Below are 23,057 nucleotides of genomic sequence, written 5' to 3'. Positions count from 1 at the left end.
TTATTATTCTAAAAAATATCTATAAATTTTCATATATTCTATTAAGTATTTCAAGCAATTTTTGTACTTCCTGTTGATCGATGCCTTTCAAAACTTCCTTTAACTTTTTTTCAGTCAGGGGTATCAGGATATCTTTTAATTCTTTTCCTCTATCTGTAAGATATATTAAATAGGAGCGATTATCCGCTAAATTCACCTCTCTGAATATCAGCCCTTTTTTCTCCAGCTTTTTTAATATTCTTACAGTTGTGGGCTGGTCCTTGAATGTCAATTCCGCTATGCATTTAGGTGAAATCCCATCTTGTTGCCATAAGCGCTTTAGTGTCCCCCATTGCTCTGGTGTGATATCATATGGTTTCAAAATTTGAATCAAGGCATTTTTAAGTTTGTTATTAGTCCGATTTAAAACAAATCCCAATGAATTATCAGGTCCGGAAGTCATTATTACACCTCCCCAATATAATTGTCAAGACAATTATATTGATTAACTTTTAATGGGTCGGGTTGGGAATGCCAGATCATGTTTTTCCATCCCATCGAGGATTCCGGAGATGAAGGTTATATCTTTTACTTTACTGAAACATACTGGCTATCTTCTAGATAAAATCGCCAAGGATAATCTTTAGCTTCCTCAGCATAATCAATTCCCACCCGTTTAGCAGTTACTATGCTCAAGCTTTCCTGGCTTTCCTCTGCCACATAGAGTTTGCCGCCGCACAAATCTTCTCCATTTAAGCTTTTATCAATTGATAAAGCCCTGCATAACTTCCCCGGTCCATTGGTCAGCCCAAGTATTTGGCTCTTGTTTAACTGATGATATGATTTTTTAAACCGATTTTGGGCCATCAGCTCAGAGCCTTCCCTTGGTTCAGCCGCCCTGATCAATACAGCCTGCGGGTTTCCTTCTTCTCTGGTAACCACATTAAAGCAATAGTGCATACCGTAGATCATAAATACATAAGAAAACCCTGGCCCTCCATACATCACTTCTACTCTGGGCGTTCTTTTTCCGCCATAAGAATGGGCAGCTTTGTCTTCAATACCCCTATAGGCTTCTGTCTCAACAATTCTTGCCGAAACTTTCTGCCCTTCTATTTCGTGTACGAGGACCTTCCCCAGCAGTTCTCTGGCGACGATTAATGAATCTCTATTATAAAATTCTCTGCCTAATCGTTTCATTTTATTGCTGTATTCCTTTCCACATTTCAGGACCTTTATCATATCTTCCTCTTTTTTGCCGGATTTGCCCGGAGCAATCCATCCCTTATCGAGAGGATTTAGAGTTTCTGGGAATCAAGGATAAACAAAGATGCGTCCTGCCCCATGAATTTAGCTCCGGTATAAAAAGTCCTGGTTTGAATCTTTCTGTAGCCTATTTCAGTCATGAGCTCAACCAGCTCTGTTTGTTCAAATCCGTTATGAACCTGATCTGAAACTACTTTTTCATTTTTATCAAAATCCACGATCAATAAATGTCCGCCTTCTTTTAGTACCTCATACAATCTTGATAAAACCAGTCCAACATCAGGGATATGAAGCAATACCTGAGCCATAAAAATATAGTCGGCATGCAAGCCCGCAAGGCTGTCTTTTTCAAAGTCAAAGCATAATGTGGTTGCTTTCTGTAGATTGGAACCGGCTATTTTCTGCTTAATTTGCTCAATCATGCCTTGTGATGTATCCAGAAAAAGCATCGAATCAAACTCATTCAATAAGTTCATGCCCACAAGGCCGGTTCCACACCCAAAATCAATAGCACTCTTGCTTTTAGCCTCAACTAAATATTCGCGAATAGCAGCTGCTGATTCCTTGGCAATTTCCACTCTTTCAGGTGTGTCATATCTATCAGCTATCATTTCAAATTTATCCGTATTCCCCATGATCACCTCTCCAATCTACTTTGGCAAACTGTTGTTGCAATATTAAAACCAGCCCTTTGAAACATTCAAACCCTCAGGCAACCACGAAATGCCCTGCTGCTATAGAAGGAGGGTGCGCTGTTATGATAAACGAAGACATGGTCGTAGCGACGGTCAGCAAAGATGGCTCCGCCGAGCTTTCTAATGTCGGAAGGTGTCTTCAGCCAGCTGGACGTCTTGAGATCGAAATTACCAAGTCTCTGCAACTCTTTGTATTGTTCCTCCGCTAGAAGCTCAATGCCCATGGCCGCTGCCATCTCAACTGCATTGCCCTCCGGAAATATTCCTTTCTTGTTTCTCTCTTCCTGGCCTTTACCGTCATAGCAAATATTCCTGCGCCCGCTTGGCGTTTCCGGTGAACAATCGTAAAAAATGTATTCACCCGTCACTTCATCCTGAGCAACAACATCGGGTTCACCGCCGGTTCTTTCCATTTCACTGAGTGACCAAAGTTTTTCCCCACTCTCTTCCAACCTTGCCTGCACCTCAGCCCATTCAAGACCTTTATGCCGGTTCATATTTTCCTCAAAGCGTTTCTTTAATAGTCCGATTAATTCGCTGTTTGTCACTGCTATCCCTCCATCTTCATCTCATTCTCTAATTACGTACTATGGTTCGTATTTTTTTCAGATTGCTGATCTTTCATGCCCATGATCTTGGTGTGCTCCCCGTCAAGTAGATAGAAAAGACAATTGAGAAATTTAGAGAATGGAGACCCTTTGCTAACATTAGAAACGACTTCAATGTTTTTCCCACGGTAAGATAGATTATTTTATCAATTTTTGATAAGCTTTTTAGGTAACGCTTATCGATTATTATTTTGTTCCTTGGAGGTTTTAGTTTTGAGATTAATTGCAGTACTATTCACAGCCCTGGCTATGCTACTAAACTTCGCAGTACCTGTCTTCGGCTCTCCAGATAAAGTACCGGTTCCGGAACTAAGCAGCGAAGGCGCCATTTTAATTGATATTACCACAGGCCAGACCCTCTTTGCCAAAAATCCCGATCATCCTTTTGAACCGGCCAGCACTACCAAAATTATGAGCGCTCTCATTGCTCTGGAAAAAGGAAATCTAAATGATCTGGTAACCGCCGGTCCCTCCGTGCTGGATCAGGAATTAACCCAGGGAACACGTATCTATCTGGAACCAGGTGAGCAAGTGACCCTGGAAAATCTGCTATATGCTTTGCTGCTTAACTCTGCTAACGACGCAGCGGTGGCCATTGCAGAGCATATTGGCGGCGATGTTCAAGGCTTCACAGATTTGATGAATGCTAAGGCCAAGGAAATCGGAGCATTAAACACCTCTTTTAAGAACCCCAGCGGCTTAAGCGAGGACGGTCATCTAACTACAGCCCGGGATCTGGCAATGATTGCCCGTTTTGCTTATCAAAATCCTGTCTTGAGAGATTACGTCAAGACGAAGACGAAGATTATCCCCAGAAACAGAGAAAATATTCCCACGGAAATGTATAACATCAATGAGTTTATCTGGACCGAGCCTACCGTAACCGGTATGAAAACCGGTTATACCACTTCAGCCGGTAATACCTACGTCGCTACTGCTGAGAGAGACGGACGCGCCTTACTTGGCGTTGTTTTAAAGTCGCCAAGCAAGACAAGCATCTATACGGATATGAGAAACCTTTTCGAATATGGTTTTACCAACTTTGAAAATGTAGTCTATAAGCCCAAAGGCACGGCGCTTTCCAGTCTAATGGTGAGTGATACCCCCGTTAATCTCATTCTTACCGACGAGATAATCCATACCAGAGAAATTGGCAGTACCGCCCCCCCGGATATATCGCTTCATGTACTGCCGATTGCTTCCGAGCTCAAAGAAATAAGGAAAGATCAGGTTCTAACCAGCGTCCAAACGGTAGAGGAGGATAGGGTTCTTAATTCCTTTGCCTTAATGGCCGACAGCAGTGTTATCCCCCCCATACCCCCCCAGCCGCCCAGTAAAAAATCCTTCAATTGGGCTGCGCCAATTATCTCAATCTTGTTATTTTTTCTCTATATGGTATATAGGAGAGTATCCTATCTAAGAAGACATCGAAGCATTGAGCGGAAAATGACAGCCGGAAGATACCGGGACAGGGATCTCTTTTAAGGATAGTGTTTAAAGGCAGCGGATTCGCTGCCTTTTCAGCACTGTTCACATGAATTCACTCTTTTGGGGGACACTATGGCTATATGGCAATTTCTACAGGGAGGTACACTATGGAGAATCAGCAAACAAACCAGAAATCCTTAGATCTTGATGCCGCTCGGGTCAGTCATAACAAGGGGTATCTCACTACCAACCAGGGGGTCGGGGTTAGCAATACGGATGACTCTCTCAAAGCAGGCAAACGGGGCCCTACCCTCATGGAGGATTTTATCTTTCGGGAAAAGGTTACCCATTTTGACCATGAACGGATTCCCGAGCGGGTTGTTCACGCCCGGGGCTCAGGTGCCCATGGTTACTTCCAGGTTTACGAGAACCTGTCTCATCTGACCAAGGCTCATTTTCTCAGCGATCCCAATCTGATTACGCCGGTCTTCGTCCGTTTTTCCACCGTTGCCGGGTTTCGCGGCTCTTCGGATACGGTGCGGGATGTCCGGGGGTTTGCGGTTAAATTCTACACACAGGAAGGCAATTATGATATCGTGGGCAACAACATGCCGGTATTCTTTATTCAGGATGCTATTAAGTTCCCCGATCTCATCCATTCCCTAAAACCTGAGCCCAACAATGAGATGCCCCAGGCGGCCTCAGCCCACGACACCTTCTGGGACTTTGTGGTGAATACTCCGGAGACCATGCACAATGTCATGTGGCTGATGTCTCCCCGCGCTGTTCCCAAAAGCTTTCGCATGATGGAAGGCTTTGGCATCAATACCTTCCGTCTGGTCAACGCCAAAGGTGAATTTAAATTTGTAAAATTTCACTGGAAGCCTGTTCTGGGTGTCCATTCCCTGGTCTGGGATGAAGCTCAGAAGGTGGCCGGCAAGGATCCTGACTTCAACCGCAGGGACCTTTGGGAAACTATTGAGCATGGCCAGGCCGTCGAATTTGAACTTGGCATTCAGGTGCTGAAGCCGGAGGATGAGTTCAGGTTTGATTTCGATATTCTGGACCCTACCAAGCTTTGGCCTGAGGAATTAATCCCCGTTCAGAAAATCGGCAAGATGACACTGAACCAGAACCCGGACAATTTCTTCGCCGAAACGGAACAGGTGGCTTTTTGTCCGGCCAATGTAGTGCCCGGTATTGATTTCAGCAATGATCCTTTGCTCCAGGGCCGGCTGTTCTCCTATCTGGACACTCAGCTCTCTCGTCTGGGAGGTCCCAACTTCCACCAGCTTCCCATTAACCGTCCCCTGCCCAAGGTAAACAACAACCAACGGGACGGCATGCACCGCATGACCATTGACGAGGGACAGACCAGCTACTATCCCAACTCCTTGAATAAGGGTGAGCCTCACGCCGCCCGCGCTGGGGAAAGTCACTTCGAACACTATCAGGAAAAAGTGGATGGCCATGTTATCCGGGAGCGCAGCGAGAGCTTCCGGGATCACTACACCCAACCGGCTATGTTTTGGAACAGTATGTCCGACTGGGAAAGACAACACATCATCGATGCTTTCCGATTCGAGCTGGGCAAATGCAAGCATAAGCATACCCACCAAAAGCTTGTGGATATGCTGGGCAACGTGGATCCGGAGCTGGCCCAAAAGGTGGCGGAGGGCTTAGGGGCCACACCTCCGGCCAACGGGGCCAATCCCACCACGGCTTCTTCTCCCGCTCTCAGTATGGCCAATACCGCCAAGAGCCCGAAAACCAGAAAAGTGGCTGTCCTGCTTGAAAGCGGTTTCGATAAAGCTCAGTTTGATGCTCTTACCGCTACCCTTATTGCTGCCGGCGCTTGTTTTGATGTGGTGTCCTGTAAGCTGGGACCGGTTACTGCCGGTGATAACGGCAGGGTAGAAGGCAACCAAACCTACGCTACCACAGCTTCGGTCTTTTACGATGCCGTTTATATCCCCGGCGGTTCCCACACTGAGGCCCTCAAAGGCTCGGCGGATGTAAAGGGTTTCCTCCTGGACACCTTTAACCATTATAAGACCATTGGGCTAAGCGGTGAGGCGTCGGCCCTGCTGGGCCTGTTGCCTTCCGGACAAAAGCCGGCGCCAGGTATCGTCTGCGAGTCGGCCGGAAACATGGAAATCTATGCCAACAACTTCCTGGCAGCTCTCACAACAGGCCGCCATTTCGAGCGGAATGTCCACTAAAATAATCCAAAAGGGACCCCAGCGCTCTATCAGATAAGACAATCTGAAGACGCTGCGGTCCCTTATTTTTTGCTCCGTTCCCCGCGGCATGTCAATCCGCCCAAGTTAACGGCACTGTTATAATCTCCTCTTCGCCCGAATAAATTGTATCATAATCAAAATGGGAAAGGGAGCATGGCGATGAATGATAACAACATCAACACATGTCGGTACAGGGTGGATGTGCCGTATCCGCCGGTGCGGGTGGTCGGCCCCAATCCCGTTTATGCCTGTGAGATGCTTGGCAACATGGGGGACGCCGTTTCCGAAATGAGCGATGTTACTCGGTATTTCTATATCTCCGTTGTGACGAAACCCCAGTATAGTTGGATCTCAGCCTGCTTTCGCGATATCAGCATCGTTGAAATGCACCATCTCAATATATTCGCCGAGCTCGCCCTGCTGCTGGGAGCGGACCCGCGGCTTTGGAGCTGCCGGGATTGTATGCAATGGTGGTCCCCTTCCTATATCGGTTATCCCCACGGGGTGCGCCCTCTGATCGCCGAATCAATCCAAGCAGAGGAAGCAGCCATCCGCAAATATTCCCATCAGGCGGATACCATCTGCGATATGAATATTGTAGCCATCTTACGCCGCATCATCCAGGACGAGATGTACCATCTCCAGATTTTCAGAGAGATGTACCAGCAGGTTTAACAAACACTATCCCACACTTTTATCTGCTGCTTGAAAACCGTTTCGTTTTGAGCATTTACTCATATTAAAAAAGAATCTGTTATATAGCGCTAAGGAAGATGAGCCTTTCAGTATTATGAATTCGGATCGGAGGTCCAGCCTTTCATACAATCTTTAATATCAAAAACCAAACCTTTGTTCCTTATAAAGACTACGTTTTCATCAGGATATGTCGCAATATCATCCTTTTCACGAGTACCTGCATCAAGTATCTGCAGGATCTCCGAACCATTGTTAATGAATTGATGGGCGATCTCCTGACCGGCAGGTTTGGAAATGACATCACCCGTTTTAATGGATACCTCTTCACCATTCATCCTCAATAGACCACTCCCCTGCATGATGAGAAAAAACTCCTCTTGCTTCGAATGGGAATGGTATTTTACGCTCTTGCCGCCTGGTTTTACATAATCTATGTTGACATAGATTTTTTCACATCCCAAAGCGTTACCTATTAATAAGGTTTGCATTTTTGATTGAAAATCCGGATCATCGATATGCTCCCTGGGCATGTTATCAATGTTTAATATTCTCTTCATGCAGGGCCCTCCATTTTTTACCCGTATTGTATCGCGTTTGCTTCATACCATGACCTCGTTTTCCCAGGCAAACCGCTTCAGTAATCGGTGGAGTAGATATCCGCCCACGCCAGTGTGTCATACCGCCCGAACAGCATGGCGATGTGTACATCGCCGGTAAAAATATCCACATTATGCAGGGTGGAGGCAAATCGGTAGTCGCGGGTAAAATAGCTGTCCGGCGAGCCAGGTAGCTGGCCTTCTTCCTGGCCTGAAGGGAATTTTTTGATCACGTCTTCATAAGCGTCCCCCAGCTTGATGTCACGGAAAATCACATCGAGATAGTCGCGGATGTTGATCGCCATAAGATATTGGTTTTTGTCATCGCTCTTTTCCTTGGGGAGAGTGCGGAAGGTATAGCTCCAGCCGTCGGCATTGACCAGGGTATAATCAGCATAGCTGTCTTCACGATACTCATAGGCCCCTTCGGGCAGCTTAAGCAGCTTTTTCGCCTCATCCAGGGTCATGCCGATGGCAAGCCCGTGAAAGGATTTTAGTTCATCGCGGCTTACCTTTTTTAAGTAGTCCGTCTCCTGGGGCGGTGAGGCAAATGGTCCTTCACGGGGTATCAGGGTAAATTCGCTGAACTTTAAATAATACGACTCTCCCTCCGGGATTTCGGTGAAAGTCGCCTTCACATCCTGCGTATGGTAGACCTCCATTCCCGGATCCCCCTCAAGAATCCTGCGATCTAAGTCGGGCAGCACGCGATCCGTCTGGATTTGATACAGTTTAAAAACCGCACTGTAACTGCCGTTGCCGTTATCGGTAAGCTGCTTTAAAAGCAGCCGGTGCACCCGGATCACATCCTCAATCACACTGCCCATCTGAACATCTCCGCTGGCCGTCATACTGGAGATCCCTGTGCTGTATCTTTTCGGCTTGATCCCGAAATACTTCATCAGGACATCATCGACCTGCTTCTGCGTGCGGATATTAGCCGACGTTCCCTCCGCCGGCTCCGTATTCATGAAGGCAAAGTAGATCACATCGTCCTGCAGCGTATTTTCATTGATGGTAAATACTCTGTTATCCACCAGGGTGTGGTGATCCACAAAGTAGTTGTAGTATTTCTGTACAGCAGGGGCTGTCGGCTGCGTTGCCTCGTGTTCTGTCCCGTTAGACACAGGGGTATCCTGTGCCGGTGCTGAAACACCAGGCGGTTCGGAAGGTGGAGGAGTGTTGTCCGTCTGATCACCGGACAGAGCCGGGTTTGTGCAGGCGGACAGAAGCATGACGATCAGCAAGGACGCACACCCACACCACACTTTGCTTTTCTTATTTTTAATGCTATTCCATTTTTTTACCGCAGTCATACCCATTGCCTCTCCCTTGATAACGTTTATTTCAAATCAAAACGTCCCATGATTCGGGCAGTTTACCAAGGTCGCTTTGCATCTGATTATGAATATTTTACCATAAAGGAGGGTGTCTATATATCTTTTTAATAGCTTAAACTGAGGAAAGTTTAGTTATATTGTTTATCAATACCGGAATTGCATTTCAACAACGGTGGCCAATGGGGTTAAGTCCGATACATGCGCGCAATAATAAAAAAGAACCTACTGATTGTAAGCTCTCCTGGATAGACAATATCTTATAAATCAATCTTATTGTTACTAGCCTTACTGCCTTGAATCATCTCATGAACTCAAACGCCTTTTCTTTACTCTCAAAATGACCCGATTGGAATACCCCCTGCTATCAGGAAAGGTTGCCAATAATCTTATCGAGAACGTTAATACAGGTTTCAATTTCTTCCCGGGTAATGCCCCGTGTCACTTCTTCATTTGTTTTTTGGCCCAAAAACATAAGCATTTCCTTCATATTTCTGCCGCTTTCTGTCAGATGAATTAGATTAGTACGGCGATCGTTGGGATGAGGGGTTCGGAGCACCAGATTGTTTTTTTCCATCGTATTAATGATCCGCGAAATGCTGGGCTCATCTTTTCCAGTGGCCTCAGATAGGCTGCACTGGGTCTGGCCATCCTCACGATACAGGTAAAGAAGAATCTTCCACTGTTCCGTACTGATCACAATATCTTGATCTTTAAAATTCCTGGCTAGCTGCCGGGTGATCAGGAGTGCCGACTTATTGGCCTTATAGTCAAAAGATCCACGGGTATATTTATCAACGGATATCATAGTATTCAACATCACCTTGTTCAATTCTCTATTGTTAACGTCCTTCAATACCTTAATGGTCAGATATTCTTTAAAACAAAGAATATTTTTGCGATAAATTTATTTTATTAATCATTCTTTTTTTATTTTGCTGTTTCCTGTGTAACTTTTATATTCAATAAAAGCATTAAATATGGCTACTGCTACTTAAAAATTTATCACTTTTTTATCTTCTCCGCAAGTTCCAAGAAGCCCTATCATAGATAGAATTATTTCCAGCCTATTGCAGCTTTTCATAGGTTTCTTTTAAAAGCAAAGCATCTCTTTCTAAAAGAGGCCCTTCAGCTATGATGCATCCCCGGACATCATAATCTTTTATAGCCCTTAGACATTCCTGATAATTAAAGTCACTTTCCAGTAATGGAGCATGACTTCTTTCCCCTTTCACTGTGTATCTTATTCCACCCATATGGATGTGTAAATCCTCCAGGGCCGTTCTGCCTAAATGATCAAGGACGTACTTAAGAACACCGGCAAAATCATCATAATTCTTAAGGCCGCCGTTTGATCTCGCGTGAATATGAGCAAAATCAAGGCAAAGCTTACATAAGGGCACCTCTTGACAAAGAGCAACCAGCTCTTCCAGTGTTCCGAACTGAGACCCTTTTCCGGTTGTCTCAAGCCTGTAATCTATGCCACAACTCGAAAGCCTCATCAAATTGCTTTTAATTGTAGCGTAAGCAGCTTCCTTGGCGTCACTCATGTAGAATCCCGGATGGAATACCAAGCTCCTTCCTCCAACCTTTGCTAACCCTTTTGCCGCATCAATTATTCTGGTGATTGATTGATTTTGTTTAGCAATATCATTGGAATTTAGGTTGATATAATGAGATGCGTGGGCTGAGAGATAAAAGCCTTCCTTTTGCTTTGCCTCCAGGATAGCCCCCTTGTTGTTATCCGTCACATTGACACTGTGGACAAACAGCAGTTCCATGGCATCCAGCCCTATAGACTTTAAATAATGTATGCCGGTTGCATAATTAAACCGTTTCGTCCCATCACCCAGGGGCAAACCGGAAATACCAAATAATAATTTTTCCATGCTGATTCACAATAATCCGGGTTCTATTTATTCAATAAAACCCGGATTCCTTTCAAATGTCAGCGGCCGTCTTTTCTGCGAGCTGTAATAGTTTCCCCGCCAATACCCCAATTATCAGTATTGACCTCATCGATTACCACAACCGTTGTATTAGGATTTTTGCCCAACACATCCACAAGCAATTGGGTAGCTCCCTTGATAAGCAATGCTTTCTTTTCCGGAGTGACGTTTTCATTCGTGATTCTGATGTTTACATAGGGCATAATAATTGCTCCTCTCCATTTCTTAATTACATAATGTATCCGAACCGATCTTACTAAGGTCTTTTTTCTCATCACCTCCCTATCTCTTCCTTAAATAAAGCGGGACAAAAAGTTGATACTAATCAACAAAACAGTTGAACCAATGAGGAGTAGAAATAGCTTATCCTGTTTATTTTCGCTGGAATTCATCGTCGCACCTCATTGATCCACTGAATTTTGTGCTGAACACCCTTGGTTTGATTTTGCTCCCAATTTCCTCTTAAAATCAATCAAATGATGCCTTAATCTCAAAATAATTCTATTGACAATCATTCCCGGACAAAAAAAGCGGCACCAGAATCTCCGCATCAATAATGAGGAAAATAAGACAACCACTAACACCAGCCACTCGGTGATATTTCCCTGCATTCCGAATAGGGTGGCAAACGGTTCATAACCGGCCACTCCCGGCGACTGATAGATTACAGCGCCCAATAAGGCAATATATACCAAAGCATACCTGACCAGGGTAGCCTTTTCTTCTACCCCCCGGCTGCAGCAAATAACCTCTTTGCCTACAAATACTTTGGCCAATAACTCTTGCAGGGCTCCAAAGGGACAAAGCCAGAAGCAGTATAGGTTCTTACCAATCAGAAAAGTTAATATCGGAATAACCATTAAAAATATATACCAAACCAGGTTCTGCTGAATTGAAGGAAGATACCCCATTAACAAGGAGGCCAGATTTGAAAGTGAGATAGGTGTGTTGTATTGGAAACCAATCAACACCAGACTTCCTGCCATGGTTAGCCAGCGGATTCTATCACTTTTCAGCGCTATCCCCACAAGCATCAGGATAACCAAGGCCATAACAGAACCTTCTCTCACTCCAAAAACCCATGCCGCTTCTTCATCTTCTACGTCCAGCCCCAATTGATTTCTGGCCACCTCATGACTGCCGATCGAAATCGCTTCGGCAATGCCTCGGGAGCTATACGTTGCTCCCGATATGGCATTGATGTCCTGTTTGATCGATAGGGGATCGGTTATTTTTCTAGCTTCGAACTGCTTGAGAAAATCATATTTCTTAATAACTCTAATATATGAAGGTGTATCCTTGTGTTCAATAATAGCTGTGCCAACAATAACCCCATGGGGGTCAATTCCTGTGGCGATGACCATGGGTCCGCCATAGGAACTCCCCTTTGCGATGACAACATAGCCTTTGACCTCTTCTTCACCATGGGGGCCCTGACTTATCCCCTTTAAAGTAAGGGGGGCAGACGCAATCTTCAGGAAAGACTGCGCCTCAGGCAGGACCTCTTCAGCTTGCAACAGCACAGCCTCTCCTGGCTTGACCCAGCTTAAGCCTATAAAAACAGCCAATATTAAAGATAAAGTCATGATAAGCGCTTTTTTCATCTCTATTTTCATACCCTTAGCAGTCACTCCCGGTCGGGTCGATTATATACTCCAGATAGGCAATGCCGACAATACGATAACGGCCCGCAGGGTTGCCCCTCCGATCAGTGTGGCCACCTCGCTTAACAAACCGAAGATCTTGCCACTCTTTTCGTTTTGCTTTTTCTTGGGATAGACGTTGTTGAAAAGCGGCAAAACCAATCCGACAGCAATTAACAAAATCCAAAAATAGGCGGCTAGTCTTCCGGTGACAACTATTTGGGCAGAATCAGCAGCAACCGGACCTTTAGCCCCTGAAAAAGAGAGCAGAAGCAAAGCCGCTAAGAGCACCCATTCCACCAAGAGGAGGCTGATGTTTATCCTGGTTACCGCAGCCCCCCCTTGCTGAACGGGTTTTTCGATGATGCGGGCCAGCAGGGATGAAGAAGCCAATCCCATGATCAGTGCCGACACTACAAATAATCCCGGTACAAGGATCGTGTTCCAGAAGGGTTGAGCAAAAAGAACGGAAAGCTGCCCCCCGGTGTATATGGCTGTTACCACTGCCAGTAATGCTCCCGCTCCTGAGATCATTGCCGGAACTTGCTTGTTTTCACGTTTATGATAGGCACTCCAAAAGGCCAGGACCATAAACATGATTAAGAGATAGACCCCCCAAGTCATCACCGACGTAGGATTACCGATCATGGTTAAAATTCCAGTGATGCTGACACCCAGATTCAGGGAAAAAAGAAACAGCCCCACGGCCAGGCAAGGACCTGAAATAAAATAACCGGCCCGCACCAAATTACTCTCTTTGCCAAACAAACCTTTTTCCGCTGCAAAAGATGTCAGATAAGCACCCGAGCCAAGACCGCCAAAGAACAGGAAGCCAATAATAAGCCAGCCCCAATTTCCCACTGATTTCCCTCCTATCTTAAAAAACCCTCACGGCGCATAAGACTATGGTGGCCCTCAGAGTCAGCCCTCCGATGAGCACGGCAAAGTCAGTTGATAGACCATTAAAGAATGAAGCCAGCTTTCTTTGCCGTTCTTTGGCTGAGACAATATAGTAGACCAAAGGAAAAACTAAACCGATGGCCACCACCAACAGCCAGAATGGCAGGGCTAAGGAACCACTGGTAAGCATGTGTGCAGAAGCAGCAGCACCGGCCCCTTTTGCGCCTGTTAAGGCTAATGCCAGAAGCATCATGATCAGAATCGATTCTAAGCCAAGCAACACCAGATGAACCTTGTTCGTCTTTGCTTCACTTGACCGATCCCCTCCCTGCTCCCCTTTCTTTTCCAGGAAATGCGCGCACAATGCGGTAGCGGCGAGACCTGTCGATAAAGCGGAAACAACAAATAAGAAGGGAAGAAGCAAGGTGTTCCAGAACGGTACAGAGGTAACCACAGCCAGTAAAACCCCGGTATAGGCTCCGGTTCCTAATGCAAGAATTGCTCCTAGAAGAGATAGCATTGCAGGCACTTCTCTGTTCTTCCCTGTATAATAAGCAGAAAGAAATCCAACCAGAATGAACAGCGATAATATATAAATCCCCCAGGTCATAACCGAAGTAATATTGGCGAACATTCTTAAAACACCGAGCGGATCAGAAAAAGCTATACCCAGATCCAGAAACAACAACAAACTTCCGATGACGATACAAGGTCCGGACAAAAAGTAGCCCGCTCTGCCCAGTTTGCTGTTTTCCCCCAACCAGCCTTTTTGAGCTGCAAAAGACGTTAAATAAGCCCCTGCTCCTAATCCGCCTAAAAACAAGTAAATGATAATTTTCCAGCCCCAATGATACATATGATCCTTATCCTCCATTCCGCCGCTTAGCTTTGGCAATATAAATTGAGTTCCTGTTGAATCCGCTGGATCTGTTCCTTGTCTTCTTCAATATAGTTCTCAGTAAAGACAGCAATACTTCTCCAGAATTCGTTCTGAGACGATTTCAGGATATCCTGACAGAATTGGGGTAACCACTTTAGCAGGTGAAGATCCATGAATTGTTCCTGAGCGGATAAAATCCTCTTTAAACTTTCGAAATTCCCCTCCCGAAAAGCCTGCAAAGCATCTTCACTCAGGGCATACATAAACTCCAGCTCTACCCCGATCTGATCATCAGGCTCCTTATAGACCTCGCTTCTTTCATAACCATTCTCTCTGTAAAACCTTTTGACATTCATGGTAACATCCTGCATCATGAGCCGGTTGGCGTTGCGGTATACCGATTCATAAGGAGGAGCTTCCAAGTGATAAGGTCCCACAAAGAGTCTGGTAAACTCTATCGTTGCTTCATGATAGATCTTTTGTAGCTCTTCAGCAGATAGCGGTGACAGACCTTTTCTGAGTCGAGCTTCTGCACAGTCTGGGGCCATTGCTTCACCACGTTCCAACTCTGACCAGGAGATCATGTCTGCGAAAAGCTCTTCCGGGCATTCCCACATAAACAGACTTCGCAATAGATCGAACACAACACATCGATAAGCCAATATTTCCTGCATTTCGTTATTACCCAGACTACTCAAAACGTCCCATCCCTTCGCGTCTAAATCTTAAGCGCACTCTACTGCTTCATCTTCACAAAACGCATGGATGGATTGGTGGCAAAGGCCTGGAAACCGATGGCTTCCTTAACCGCTCCCTCAGCATCGAGCTTATCGATATCCTCTATTTTTAAGACTTGAACCGGACACCCCCGGACACACATGGGTTGTTCCCCTGCGTCAATCAAGTCATAACAGCCTGTGCATTTTTCCACCTTTTTAGTATGGGGATTCATCTTCGGTGCCTGATACGGGCAAGCATAGATGCAATATCCGCACCCCACGCATTTATCGTGGTCCTGAATCACCAGCCCATCTTCCCGTTTGGTATAGGCTTTGGTAGGACATACTGAAGCACATTGAGGTTCCGCACAATGCATACAGGAATGGGAAAGATAACGCTCCACCATTCTGCCGTTGATCTCAACCTCAAAGCTATCCAGGGTCCTCCAGCTTACACCTACATCCACTTGGTTCTTGACCATACATGCCGTTTCACAGGAATGGCATCCTACGCAATAATTCTGATTGTAAAGAAATGCTTTCTGACCAGCCATCGTTCAGGACTCCTTTCACATCAATCAAGCTTTCGTGATTTGCACTAAATTTGTATTATAGGTGGAGATTCCGTCTAAATCACCAATCGCGTCGGGAGCTAAGCTATTGATCGTATTCCCGTCTGTATACTTGTTCCAATAGCTCTTGAAGCTCACCGCCACGCCTGCTTTAACTGCACTATTGCTGACCTTTGCTTTCAGCTTGACCTGCCCCCTGTCATTTTGAATCAGACAATAATCTCCATCTTTAATTCCCCTGTCCTCTGCGTCCTTGGCATTAATGGTGACAAAGGGCTCACCCAGGTTTTCCTGGATATAGGGGACATTATGCCATTGTGAGCTCAGCAATTGGGGTGAAGCCGGGGTCAGGAGGTTAATGGTGTATTTTGCAAATAAGTCCGGAGAACCGTCCTGACTCTCTTCTTCCGGCAGATACTCCGCCACCGGATGCAGTCCTGCTTTGGTGATATTCTCAGAATAAAATTCGATTTTCCCCGAGGGCGTATTAAATTTGTGGTCACTGAAAACATTTCCGAAATCCACCTTGATCCAGTGATTTCTCCTCAGATTCTCATAAGTGATGTCTTTAAAGATGGGCTTATTCAGAATCCCCTTCTTAATGATATCGGTGGATGTTTCATTGAAACATTCATCAGTGAACCCCATTTGTTTGGCCAGCTCATTAAACAACTGCACATTGGATTTGGATTCTCCCATGGGCTCCAGCCCTTGTTCGCTGTAGCGGACATACCAACCGAGATAATCGGCAATGACATCTTCAAATTCAATAAAATGAGCAGCGGGGAGGATAATATCGGCATAGTCCGCCGTATCCGTCATAAATACTTCGTGAACCACTGTGAATAAATCTTCTCTCGCCAATCCTTTCTTGATCAAGTTCACATTGGGAGCCGAAGGAATCGGATTGCCGCCGAAGCAGATCAATACTTTCACCGGATTCTCCTTCGTGGTGGGAAGCTCTCCGGCAATCGCCTTGCCTAATTCATTCATATTAATGGTCCGCATCTTGCGGGGGGCTAAATCCGGTCGTTTCGTATAACTGTTGTCAAAAGGATAGTGATTGTAGTTAACATAGCTGAATCCCCCACCTTCGACACCGACAACTCCCATCAAGGCGGGGAGAAATGAAATAGCTCTGACCATCCCCCCGCCATGGGTCCGTCTTTCAAAACCAAAGCCCATTCTAATGATCGAGGGCTTAGCCTGGGTATACATCTTCACAAATTCCCTTATTTCTTCTTCGGTAACTTCACATAATTGAGCCACCTTACTGGGCGGATAGTTCTGGACTTGTTTTTTAAGCTCCTCGAAGCCCATCGTGTAGTTTTCGACAAAGTCCTTGTCATAAAGGTTCTCATTGATGATAATATGTTGGACGCCCAGGGCAAAGGCGGCATCGGTTCCCGGTTTAAGCTGAATAAATAAATCCGCTTGTGAGGCCAGGGGATGGCGATGGGGATTAACCACAATGAGTTTGGCCCCATTATCCCGCGCTTGTTGAATGAATTTCACAGAATGGACATTGGTATAGGATTCATTGGTTCCCCAGGTAACATAACACTTTGTTTTCGCAAAGGTTTCCGGATCGATGGATGAGAAATCGCCATAAGTGTAGGGCAGCGCCGCCTTGCCACCGGTATTGCATACCGTTCTGGTAATATTGGTCGCTCCGATCTTATTGAAAAACCGCCAGGGAACACCATGCTGATGAACAAACCCGATGGTCCCCGAAAAATTATAGGGCATGATCGATTCTGAACCGTATTGGTCGATGGCTTCCTTAAGTTTTTGGACGATCGTAGCATAGGCTTCATCCCAGGTAATCTTTTCCCATTTTCCTTCCCCTTTTTTACCGACACGCTTAAGGGGATGTAAAATACGATCAGGATGGTAAAGCACATTGATGTGGGTTTGCCCCTTGACACAAGGCGTCCCTGCGGTTATGGGATTCTTAGGGTCGCCGACAATCCTGACGATCCGCCCATCAACCTTCTCCCCAATCAAAGAACAGGTATCATAGCAATTGCGGGGGCAGGTATGAGTGGTGAAGGTTTTTTCTCCGGTCTGAACACCTATTACACTTTTGCTGCCTGAATTTTTGTCCGTACATGCTGTCAGGCCAAATAACCCCATACTTAAACCCAAAGCTGTTGAACCCTTTAAGAAACTGCGGCGGCTAAATCCTTTGCTACCCTTTGCATCAGTCATTTAAGTACCTCCTTTTTAACAAAACAACTTTGATCTTTATTCGACTCATTAATTCGTTATTTTCTTAACAATAGCCTATGTTGCTAACTCCAAATATCGGGGAGATCCGTTGTGAAAATACACATTATCCCTTGAATGACTTGAGATCGGGGCATAGAGCGAAACCATTGCTCCGCTCTATGCCCCATTAATTCAGATGCCTATACTAAAATGTCAGCTAAGTCCTCGTCCTGAGTCAAAAACTCCTGCAAGAGTTCACGATCCCAGAGGAGAATTCCCCAAATCAGTTCGATCAATCCCCCATAGTAGCCTAGGCTGCCATGTTGTTTCGCATCCTGGGCAAGGCCGGGAATCCAGGAAAGCAAGTGTTCATCTATAAAGGAGGCCTGCCGGCCAATCCTCGTCTTTTGCTCCTTCCGTTCCTGTACATCCTGCACATTCTCACTCATAAGAGCTAATGCAAGCAATTCAATCCCAATATGATCTTCAGGCTGGTGGTTTTTCTCTACCATTTCCAAGCCGTTGTCCGCAAGGATTTTCCTGACTTCATACGTTGCTCTTGAAAACAGCAGCTGCCCTTCCGTCCGATACACGGACTCCCACGGCGGGGCTTTAGGCCGGCCAGGCCCCAAAAAGAGGATGGTGTACTCCACCATAACTTCTTGCCGGGCTTCATTTGGCGGTATAGTCTTAAGATCTGCCGTACATTTTCTTAGCTGCTCCAGCCCGGACTCCATCTGCCGGTTAGCCGGCTCTAAAGGGAAGTTTTCCCGTATTTCTCCGTCCAAGGTGTTTGCCGTTGATGCCGCGAGGGGCTCCAACAAGCAATTGCCCAGAAACTTATACAGCTCGGTTCGCAACTTCCAAACCTCAGTCCAGGAATACATCATGACCATCCCACCTCCTTTCTGACCATTTTCCCTTCAGCAGGTTATTTGTTCTCCGCTGCTTGTCCTTGCTTCACCGTTGGTATGAAGTCGGCTCTTCCTAAAAGAAACCGGCTGCTGAGGTACGAGAAGAGCAAGGCACCCATGGACAGCATGCCGATGATGATGGCCAATTCAACCCAGGTTGGCGCATAACTGCCATGAAGGGACCACATATCTCCAATGTTTTCAGTAAATTTTCCATAGGTAACACCGGGAGCCCCTTGAACATTAGGATGGATAAACGAGGAAAACAGCAACCAGAAGCGTTTGCAAAATACTCCTAAAATCACGATTGCCGAAGCAAAAATAACATAATTCGTATTCTCTCTGTTCTTCTTAAATACCAGAATCATAAAGGGCAGGATAAAGCCAAGGATGATTTCCCCCCAGAAAAACGGAGCAGCAAACCCGCCGGTCATTTCCCTTAATACAGCCATGGTCGACTCTTCTCCCGGATAAAGCATCGTCAGAACTTCTGAGAAGACGAAAAAAGCATCAACGGCAACACAGGTAACGAGAAGGCCGGCTAAAGTCCCAATCAGTTTTTTCTCCACTGCAAATAGTTTCAATCTGTTCAAGGCCAACAAGGCGATAATCAATAACGCCAGTCCTGAATCCAAGGCCGAGGCAACGAATAGAGGTGCCATCAGAGCACTGTGCCAGCCTGCGCGGGCTATCTGCAAACCAAAAATCCAAGCTGTGACGGAGTGGACCAAGACTGCCGTCGGCAGGGCGATTCTGGAAATAATCTTTAACTTCCTTTCATCGGGCTCCGATCGGCTCATGAAATAGAGGTAGACCAGATTCAACGCCAGGTACAAGGTAATGACCACCACATCCCACATCAAAGGCGAACGAAATTGAGGATGCAGGATTAAATTGCAAATCCGCCACGGGCTGCCAATATCCACAATAATGAATATCCCGGCGATCATAATACAGACCGTAGAAAGAATGACTGCAGGCTTCGCTACAACTTTAAAGGACGGGATATTGAATACCGTCGCCGAAGAAGATACAATCAGCCCCCCGGCGGAAAGACCCACAAAGAGCATGAACATGGCGATATAGGATCCCCAGGTAACGACATTATTCATTCCTGTTACCCCAAGTCCATTGACCAGCTGGAAAGCCCAGGCTCCTATGCCCATTAGAGTTAACAGCCCCAACACTACCCTTCCCATAGTTAGGTTTCCCTTCTTATCCATCCAACGATACCTTCCTTCTAATCCAAATAATATACTTGCGGCTTCGTCCCTTTTTCCGCTAAAAGCTGCTCGCCATGCCTCTCCCGAATCAAGCGGGAAACTTCACTATCCGGATCATTCAAATCACCGAATTTCCGGGCTTTGGCCGGGCAACACTTTACACACATCGGTTCTAAGTCAGTGTCGGTGCGCTCCTTGCACATTGAGCATTTTTCCACGACACCCACTTTGCGAAGGGGCACATCTTTATCCCCATAGTTAAAGCCAGGATCACGCACCGGTTCCTCCCAGTTAAATACCCGGGCATTATAGGGGCAGGCGGCCATGCAGAAGCGGCAGCCAATGCATCTGTCGTAATTAATCACTACCCTGCCCGACTCATCTTTATAGGTAGCACCTACCGGGCAGACCTTAACACAGGCGGCATTTTCGCAATGCTGGCAGGCAACCGGCAGGAAACGCCTTTGCACATGGGGGTAGACCCCTGCGGCCGTATCATACTCTTCCCCGCCTTCCGTGAGCACACGGTTCCATAACATGCCCATGGGGACATTATTCTGCATCTTGCACGCATTGGCGCACGTGGTGCATCCTGTACAACGCTTTAAATCAATCACCATTCCTAATTTCTTGGACATCTTTCTTCACCCCTTAAGCTTTCTTCACTTCAACCAAAGTGTCATAAAAAGGAAGGATCGGACCGTATTTCCGCTTAAATCCACGGGGATTAAAAGTGTCATTGGTTAAATAGTTGATATCTCCCTCAGGCATATCTTTCGACCACCAGCCTTCTTCCATCCTGACCGACCCGGGTCGGAGGGAGTCCATAAACTTGCAGCGGGCCTTCAGTTTGCCCCGGTCATTGAACACCTCAACCAGATCCCCATTGGCCAATCCTCTGCTCTTGGCGTCAAGGGGGTTGAGCTCCAGCCTTGGTTCGGGGCAAAACTGCCGAATCCAGGAAACTCTCATGAACTGGGAATGAACATGGAACCGGGAACGGTACTGAGCAAATTGCAGCGGATACTTTTGCTTTAACTCCGAACTCAATTCCACCGGTTCTTCATAGGCCGGTAAAGCTTGCGCGAACTCGATCATGGCTTCATTATAGATCTCCAGTTTCCCGGATGGCGTCTTGTACTTCTGATCCAAGTGGCCTATGCAAGGTTCCGTCGGGCAATTCAAACGCATAATGAACTTATTGGCTTTAAGGGCTTCCACTGTGATTCCCTTCAAAAAAGGATCGGGGGAATTCAACTGGGCTCGTATATAATCCTCCGGAGTTTTGGGCATGTATTCTTCAAGTCCAAATCGGGCGGCCAATAGTTTTTCGATCTCAAAATCGCTTTTGCTTTCAAAGAGGGGTTCAATGACTTTTTCAGAAAGAAGAGCATGGTTTCTGTTCACTTGGAAGCGGGTGATCTCATAGTTGCTCTCAAAACAGCTGCCGATGGGAAGGACAATATCGGAGTAGGCGACACTGGCATTGTCAAATATGTCCACCGTAACCACAAATTCCAATTGCTTTAACCATGCCTCAGCATGATGAAAATTAGCAAAATGCTGCTGGAAGCTGTTGCCAAGGTTGAGAACGGCTTTGACAGAATTCGGCTGAGTCCCCATAAGGGTCGTAGGGATTTCCATGGGCGGGATCTTAAACTGAGGCGGCAAAGACCAGGCGCCAAGTTTTGTAACCAAGCCCCAATTGTACTTATGAAACAGCGCATTGCCCACGCCTCCCCCGACCCGCCCGAAATTACCGGTCAGCGAACCGAGGATGGCTGCGGCATGCCCAAAGATATCGCTGTTGGAAATCTTCTCCGCTCCGCCAAACCCCCAGCCCAGATAGCCCGGGCCGCCCTGAGCATATTGCCGGGTTAAGTCGATGATGATCTGTTCCGGTATTTCTGTCATCTCAGCGGCCCAGGCCGGCGTATAGTGCTTCATTTGTTCCTTTAATGCCGACATGACGGTTTTGACCTTTACCCCGTTGACCGTGAATTCTCCTTCTAATTCAGGCTGAACTCCAGTAGCGTTATAAGGCTGCGCCGAATTGCTGAGTGCGTCCCATACCATAAACGGATTCTGGGCAGGCCCGTCGGCAGAGTCATTTTGCCGGAGCAAGTGCTGATTATCCTCTCTGATTAAAAAGGGCGCGGAGGTATTCTTCTGCATGAAGTCGTGATTATACCAGTCATTGGCAAGGATGTGGTTAATCATCCCTAAGAGCAGAGCCGGGTCGGAACCTGGTCTGATCGGAATCCATTGGTCGGCTTTCGTCGCCGTCGTACTGTAGTTGGGGTCGATGACAATAATTTTGGCACCTGCCTCCTGAGCGTCAAAAAAGAATTGGGAGTCGGCGACTGTCGTTTCAAGAATATTGCAGGCGATCAGGATGATGGTCTTGGCATTGACCCAGTCTGTAATCTCATGCATGGCATAACCAAAAGGAGCATCCCCGGTTACTTCTTCAACCCCGCTGGCAATTCCGGTATCGATGGACGTTTCCAGGGCAACGGGAATTCCTAACAAGGATGACAAAAGGGGCATCGTATATTCCTGATTTGCCGAAATCATCTTCAAAATGGATTTGCCGCCATATTGGCTGTGCAATTCTTTAAATTTGTCCGCAACCGTTGTAATCGCCTCATCCCAGGAGATCGGAACAAATTTGCCTTCCCCCCTTTCCCCTACTCTTTTCAAAGGAGTTTGGAGACGGTCAGGGCTGTACACCCGCTGCAGTTCGCTCAGCCCTCTTGTGCAGAGCACGGAATACCGGTGATCCGGCCAATCATTCGGTTCAATCTTTACCAGCTTACCGTCCCGCACTGTGCATTTATACGCACAGCGGCCACCACAGCCCGGGGGGTGATACGTATAGGCTATCCTTTCTTCAGAATCGCTTGCCGCGGTGGCGGGGCGCAACCATCTGTCGGCAAAGAGCAAGCTGCCGGACAATCCCAGTGTTGCTGTTCCAGCCACACCACCCTTAATGAAGTTACGTCTCGAAATGTTCATCATGATTTTCCTTTCTTTTTGGTATTAAGTATTAAAACTTTCGCTAAAGCTATTTCGTTTTTATACTTTCTTTCTCTTCTGTAGGAAAATCCATGAATTGCCTCTTTTATTTGTAAAAAACACAGTAGCTCCCTTGTTAATTCCCCCCTCATTACAACCTGTGTGGAAAATGACATTTTA

At 46.3% G+C, this 23,057-nt stretch carries 22 protein-coding genes; 3 read left to right on the top strand and 19 right to left on the bottom strand.

Features of this window, described 5'->3' with window-relative positions:
* Window positions 1-19 precede the first annotated feature (19 nt).
* The 4 genes from DHAF_RS08235 to DHAF_RS08220 form a co-directional block, all read right to left on the bottom strand.
* Window positions 20-442 carry a MarR family winged helix-turn-helix transcriptional regulator gene (locus DHAF_RS08235; RefSeq protein WP_005809529.1) on the bottom strand — a complete coding sequence of 141 codons (423 nt, stop codon included), beginning with the start codon at window positions 440-442 and terminating at the stop codon, window positions 20-22.
* Between the two features lie 125 nt (window positions 443-567).
* Window positions 568-1,179, bottom strand: coding sequence for a DNA-3-methyladenine glycosylase (locus DHAF_RS08230; RefSeq protein WP_172636477.1), 612 nt, complete (start codon window positions 1,177-1,179; stop codon window positions 568-570).
* 98 nt (window positions 1,180-1,277) lie between these two features.
* Window positions 1,278-1,880, bottom strand: a complete 603-nt coding sequence (locus DHAF_RS08225) for a class I SAM-dependent methyltransferase (protein ID WP_005809532.1) — start codon at window positions 1,878-1,880, stop codon at window positions 1,278-1,280.
* A 65-nt stretch (window positions 1,881-1,945) separates the two neighbouring features.
* Entirely contained in the window at window positions 1,946-2,488 is a 543-nt protein-coding gene (locus tag DHAF_RS08220; protein ID WP_005809534.1) for a DUF4256 domain-containing protein, read from the bottom strand.
* Window positions 2,489-2,761: 273 nt separating this feature from the next.
* On the opposite strand from DHAF_RS08220, the gene DHAF_RS08215 reads away from it, so the two are divergent.
* The 3 genes from DHAF_RS08215 to DHAF_RS08205 all read left to right on the top strand — a co-directional run bounded on the left by DHAF_RS08215 (window position 2,762) and on the right by DHAF_RS08205 (window position 6,894).
* Entirely contained in the window at window positions 2,762-4,033 is a 1,272-nt protein-coding gene (locus DHAF_RS08215; RefSeq protein WP_015943573.1) for a D-alanyl-D-alanine carboxypeptidase family protein, read from the top strand.
* A 110-nt stretch (window positions 4,034-4,143) separates the two neighbouring features.
* Window positions 4,144-6,198: a catalase gene (locus tag DHAF_RS08210; RefSeq protein ID WP_015943572.1), complete on the top strand. Its 2,055-nt coding sequence runs from the start codon at window positions 4,144-4,146 to the stop codon at window positions 6,196-6,198.
* Between the two features lie 174 nt (window positions 6,199-6,372).
* Window positions 6,373-6,894, top strand: a complete 522-nt coding sequence (locus tag DHAF_RS08205; protein WP_026198660.1) for a ferritin-like domain-containing protein — start codon at window positions 6,373-6,375, stop codon at window positions 6,892-6,894.
* A 113-nt stretch (window positions 6,895-7,007) separates the two neighbouring features.
* Here the strand turns inward: DHAF_RS08205 and DHAF_RS08200 are convergent, their stop codons facing one another.
* The 15 genes from DHAF_RS08200 to DHAF_RS08130 all read right to left on the bottom strand — a co-directional run bounded on the left by DHAF_RS08200 (window position 7,008) and on the right by DHAF_RS08130 (window position 22,880).
* Window positions 7,008-7,472: a cupin domain-containing protein gene (locus tag DHAF_RS08200; protein WP_015943570.1), complete on the bottom strand. Its 465-nt coding sequence runs from the start codon at window positions 7,470-7,472 to the stop codon at window positions 7,008-7,010.
* Between the two features lie 77 nt (window positions 7,473-7,549).
* On the bottom strand, window positions 7,550-8,827 hold the full coding sequence (locus DHAF_RS08195) for a hypothetical protein (RefSeq protein ID WP_242659952.1): 1,278 nt from the start codon (window positions 8,825-8,827) through the stop codon (window positions 7,550-7,552).
* A 388-nt stretch (window positions 8,828-9,215) separates the two neighbouring features.
* Entirely contained in the window at window positions 9,216-9,656 is a 441-nt protein-coding gene (locus DHAF_RS08190) for a MarR family winged helix-turn-helix transcriptional regulator (RefSeq protein WP_011461324.1), read from the bottom strand.
* 259 nt (window positions 9,657-9,915) lie between these two features.
* On the bottom strand, window positions 9,916-10,737 hold the full coding sequence (locus DHAF_RS08185; RefSeq protein WP_015943569.1) for a TIM barrel protein: 822 nt from the start codon (window positions 10,735-10,737) through the stop codon (window positions 9,916-9,918).
* Between the two features lie 59 nt (window positions 10,738-10,796).
* Complete coding sequence (locus DHAF_RS08180; RefSeq protein ID WP_015943568.1) at window positions 10,797-11,000, bottom strand: 2-hydroxymuconate tautomerase family protein; 204 nt, start codon at window positions 10,998-11,000, stop codon at window positions 10,797-10,799.
* Window positions 11,001-11,198: 198 nt separating this feature from the next.
* A complete protein-coding gene (locus DHAF_RS08175) occupies window positions 11,199-12,413 on the bottom strand; it encodes a 4Fe-4S binding protein (RefSeq protein ID WP_018305046.1) in 1,215 nt (404 codons plus the stop codon).
* A 30-nt stretch (window positions 12,414-12,443) separates the two neighbouring features.
* Window positions 12,444-13,301 (bottom strand): NrfD/PsrC family molybdoenzyme membrane anchor subunit, encoded by an 858-nt coding sequence (gene nrfD / locus DHAF_RS08170; RefSeq protein ID WP_005809553.1) that lies wholly within the window; start codon window positions 13,299-13,301, stop codon window positions 12,444-12,446.
* A 16-nt stretch (window positions 13,302-13,317) separates the two neighbouring features.
* Complete coding sequence (nrfD, locus tag DHAF_RS08165) at window positions 13,318-14,196, bottom strand: NrfD/PsrC family molybdoenzyme membrane anchor subunit (protein WP_015943565.1); 879 nt, start codon at window positions 14,194-14,196, stop codon at window positions 13,318-13,320.
* Between the two features lie 26 nt (window positions 14,197-14,222).
* The gene (locus tag DHAF_RS08160) at window positions 14,223-14,918 is read right to left on the bottom strand and encodes a TorD/DmsD family molecular chaperone (RefSeq protein WP_015943564.1); all 696 of its coding nucleotides are present in this window, start codon (window positions 14,916-14,918) and stop codon (window positions 14,223-14,225) included.
* A gap of 38 nt (window positions 14,919-14,956) precedes the next feature.
* Entirely contained in the window at window positions 14,957-15,493 is a 537-nt protein-coding gene (locus tag DHAF_RS08155; RefSeq protein WP_015943563.1) for a 4Fe-4S dicluster domain-containing protein, read from the bottom strand.
* Between the two features lie 24 nt (window positions 15,494-15,517).
* On the bottom strand, window positions 15,518-17,722 hold the full coding sequence (locus tag DHAF_RS08150) for a molybdopterin-dependent oxidoreductase (protein ID WP_015943562.1): 2,205 nt from the start codon (window positions 17,720-17,722) through the stop codon (window positions 15,518-15,520).
* 200 nt (window positions 17,723-17,922) lie between these two features.
* On the bottom strand, window positions 17,923-18,612 hold the full coding sequence (locus DHAF_RS08145) for a TorD/DmsD family molecular chaperone (protein ID WP_015943561.1): 690 nt from the start codon (window positions 18,610-18,612) through the stop codon (window positions 17,923-17,925).
* Window positions 18,613-18,653: 41 nt separating this feature from the next.
* The gene (gene nrfD / locus DHAF_RS08140; protein WP_018305044.1) at window positions 18,654-19,859 is read right to left on the bottom strand and encodes an NrfD/PsrC family molybdoenzyme membrane anchor subunit; all 1,206 of its coding nucleotides are present in this window, start codon (window positions 19,857-19,859) and stop codon (window positions 18,654-18,656) included.
* A gap of 17 nt (window positions 19,860-19,876) precedes the next feature.
* Window positions 19,877-20,497, bottom strand: a complete 621-nt coding sequence (dsrO, locus tag DHAF_RS08135; RefSeq protein WP_015943559.1) for a sulfate reduction electron transfer complex DsrMKJOP subunit DsrO — start codon at window positions 20,495-20,497, stop codon at window positions 19,877-19,879.
* A gap of 13 nt (window positions 20,498-20,510) precedes the next feature.
* On the bottom strand, window positions 20,511-22,880 hold the full coding sequence (locus DHAF_RS08130) for a molybdopterin-dependent oxidoreductase (RefSeq protein WP_015943558.1): 2,370 nt from the start codon (window positions 22,878-22,880) through the stop codon (window positions 20,511-20,513).
* Window positions 22,881-23,057: the final 177 nt, after the last annotated feature.

The sequence above is a fragment of the Desulfitobacterium hafniense DCB-2 genome, from assembly GCF_000021925.1.
GTDB classification, from domain to species: Bacteria; Bacillota; Desulfitobacteriia; order Desulfitobacteriales; family Desulfitobacteriaceae; genus Desulfitobacterium; species Desulfitobacterium hafniense.
This window is presented reverse-complemented; position numbering and strand designations above follow the sequence as displayed.

Coding starts and splice junctions, on each gene's coding strand:
- DHAF_RS08200 (WP_015943570.1), bottom strand. CDS start 7,472: ATGAAGAGAATATTAAACATTGATAACATGCCCAGGGAGCATATCGAT.
- nrfD (WP_018305044.1), bottom strand. CDS start 19,859: ATGGATAAGAAGGGAAACCTAACTATGGGAAGGGTAGTGTTGGGGCTG.
- DHAF_RS08230 (WP_172636477.1), bottom strand. CDS start 1,179: ATGAAACGATTAGGCAGAGAATTTTATAATAGAGATTCATTAATCGTC.
- nrfD (WP_015943565.1), bottom strand. CDS start 14,196: ATGTATCATTGGGGCTGGAAAATTATCATTTACTTGTTTTTAGGCGGA.
- dsrO (WP_015943559.1), bottom strand. CDS start 20,497: ATGTCCAAGAAATTAGGAATGGTGATTGATTTAAAGCGTTGTACAGGA.
- DHAF_RS08210 (WP_015943572.1), top strand. CDS start 4,144: ATGGAGAATCAGCAAACAAACCAGAAATCCTTAGATCTTGATGCCGCT.
- DHAF_RS08205 (WP_026198660.1), top strand. CDS start 6,373: ATGGCGATGAATGATAACAACATCAACACATGTCGGTACAGGGTGGAT.
- DHAF_RS08235 (WP_005809529.1), bottom strand. CDS start 442: ATGACTTCCGGACCTGATAATTCATTGGGATTTGTTTTAAATCGGACT.
- DHAF_RS08130 (WP_015943558.1), bottom strand. CDS start 22,880: ATGATGAACATTTCGAGACGTAACTTCATTAAGGGTGGTGTGGCTGGA.
- DHAF_RS08190 (WP_011461324.1), bottom strand. CDS start 9,656: ATGATATCCGTTGATAAATATACCCGTGGATCTTTTGACTATAAGGCC.
- DHAF_RS08225 (WP_005809532.1), bottom strand. CDS start 1,880: ATGGGGAATACGGATAAATTTGAAATGATAGCTGATAGATATGACACA.
- DHAF_RS08175 (WP_018305046.1), bottom strand. CDS start 12,413: ATGAAAATAGAGATGAAAAAAGCGCTTATCATGACTTTATCTTTAATA.
- DHAF_RS08145 (WP_015943561.1), bottom strand. CDS start 18,612: ATGATGTATTCCTGGACTGAGGTTTGGAAGTTGCGAACCGAGCTGTAT.
- DHAF_RS08180 (WP_015943568.1), bottom strand. CDS start 11,000: ATGCCCTATGTAAACATCAGAATCACGAATGAAAACGTCACTCCGGAA.
- DHAF_RS08155 (WP_015943563.1), bottom strand. CDS start 15,493: ATGGCTGGTCAGAAAGCATTTCTTTACAATCAGAATTATTGCGTAGGA.
- DHAF_RS08185 (WP_015943569.1), bottom strand. CDS start 10,737: ATGGAAAAATTATTATTTGGTATTTCCGGTTTGCCCCTGGGTGATGGG.
- DHAF_RS08195 (WP_242659952.1), bottom strand. CDS start 8,827: ATGACTGCGGTAAAAAAATGGAATAGCATTAAAAATAAGAAAAGCAAA.
- DHAF_RS08150 (WP_015943562.1), bottom strand. CDS start 17,722: ATGACTGATGCAAAGGGTAGCAAAGGATTTAGCCGCCGCAGTTTCTTA.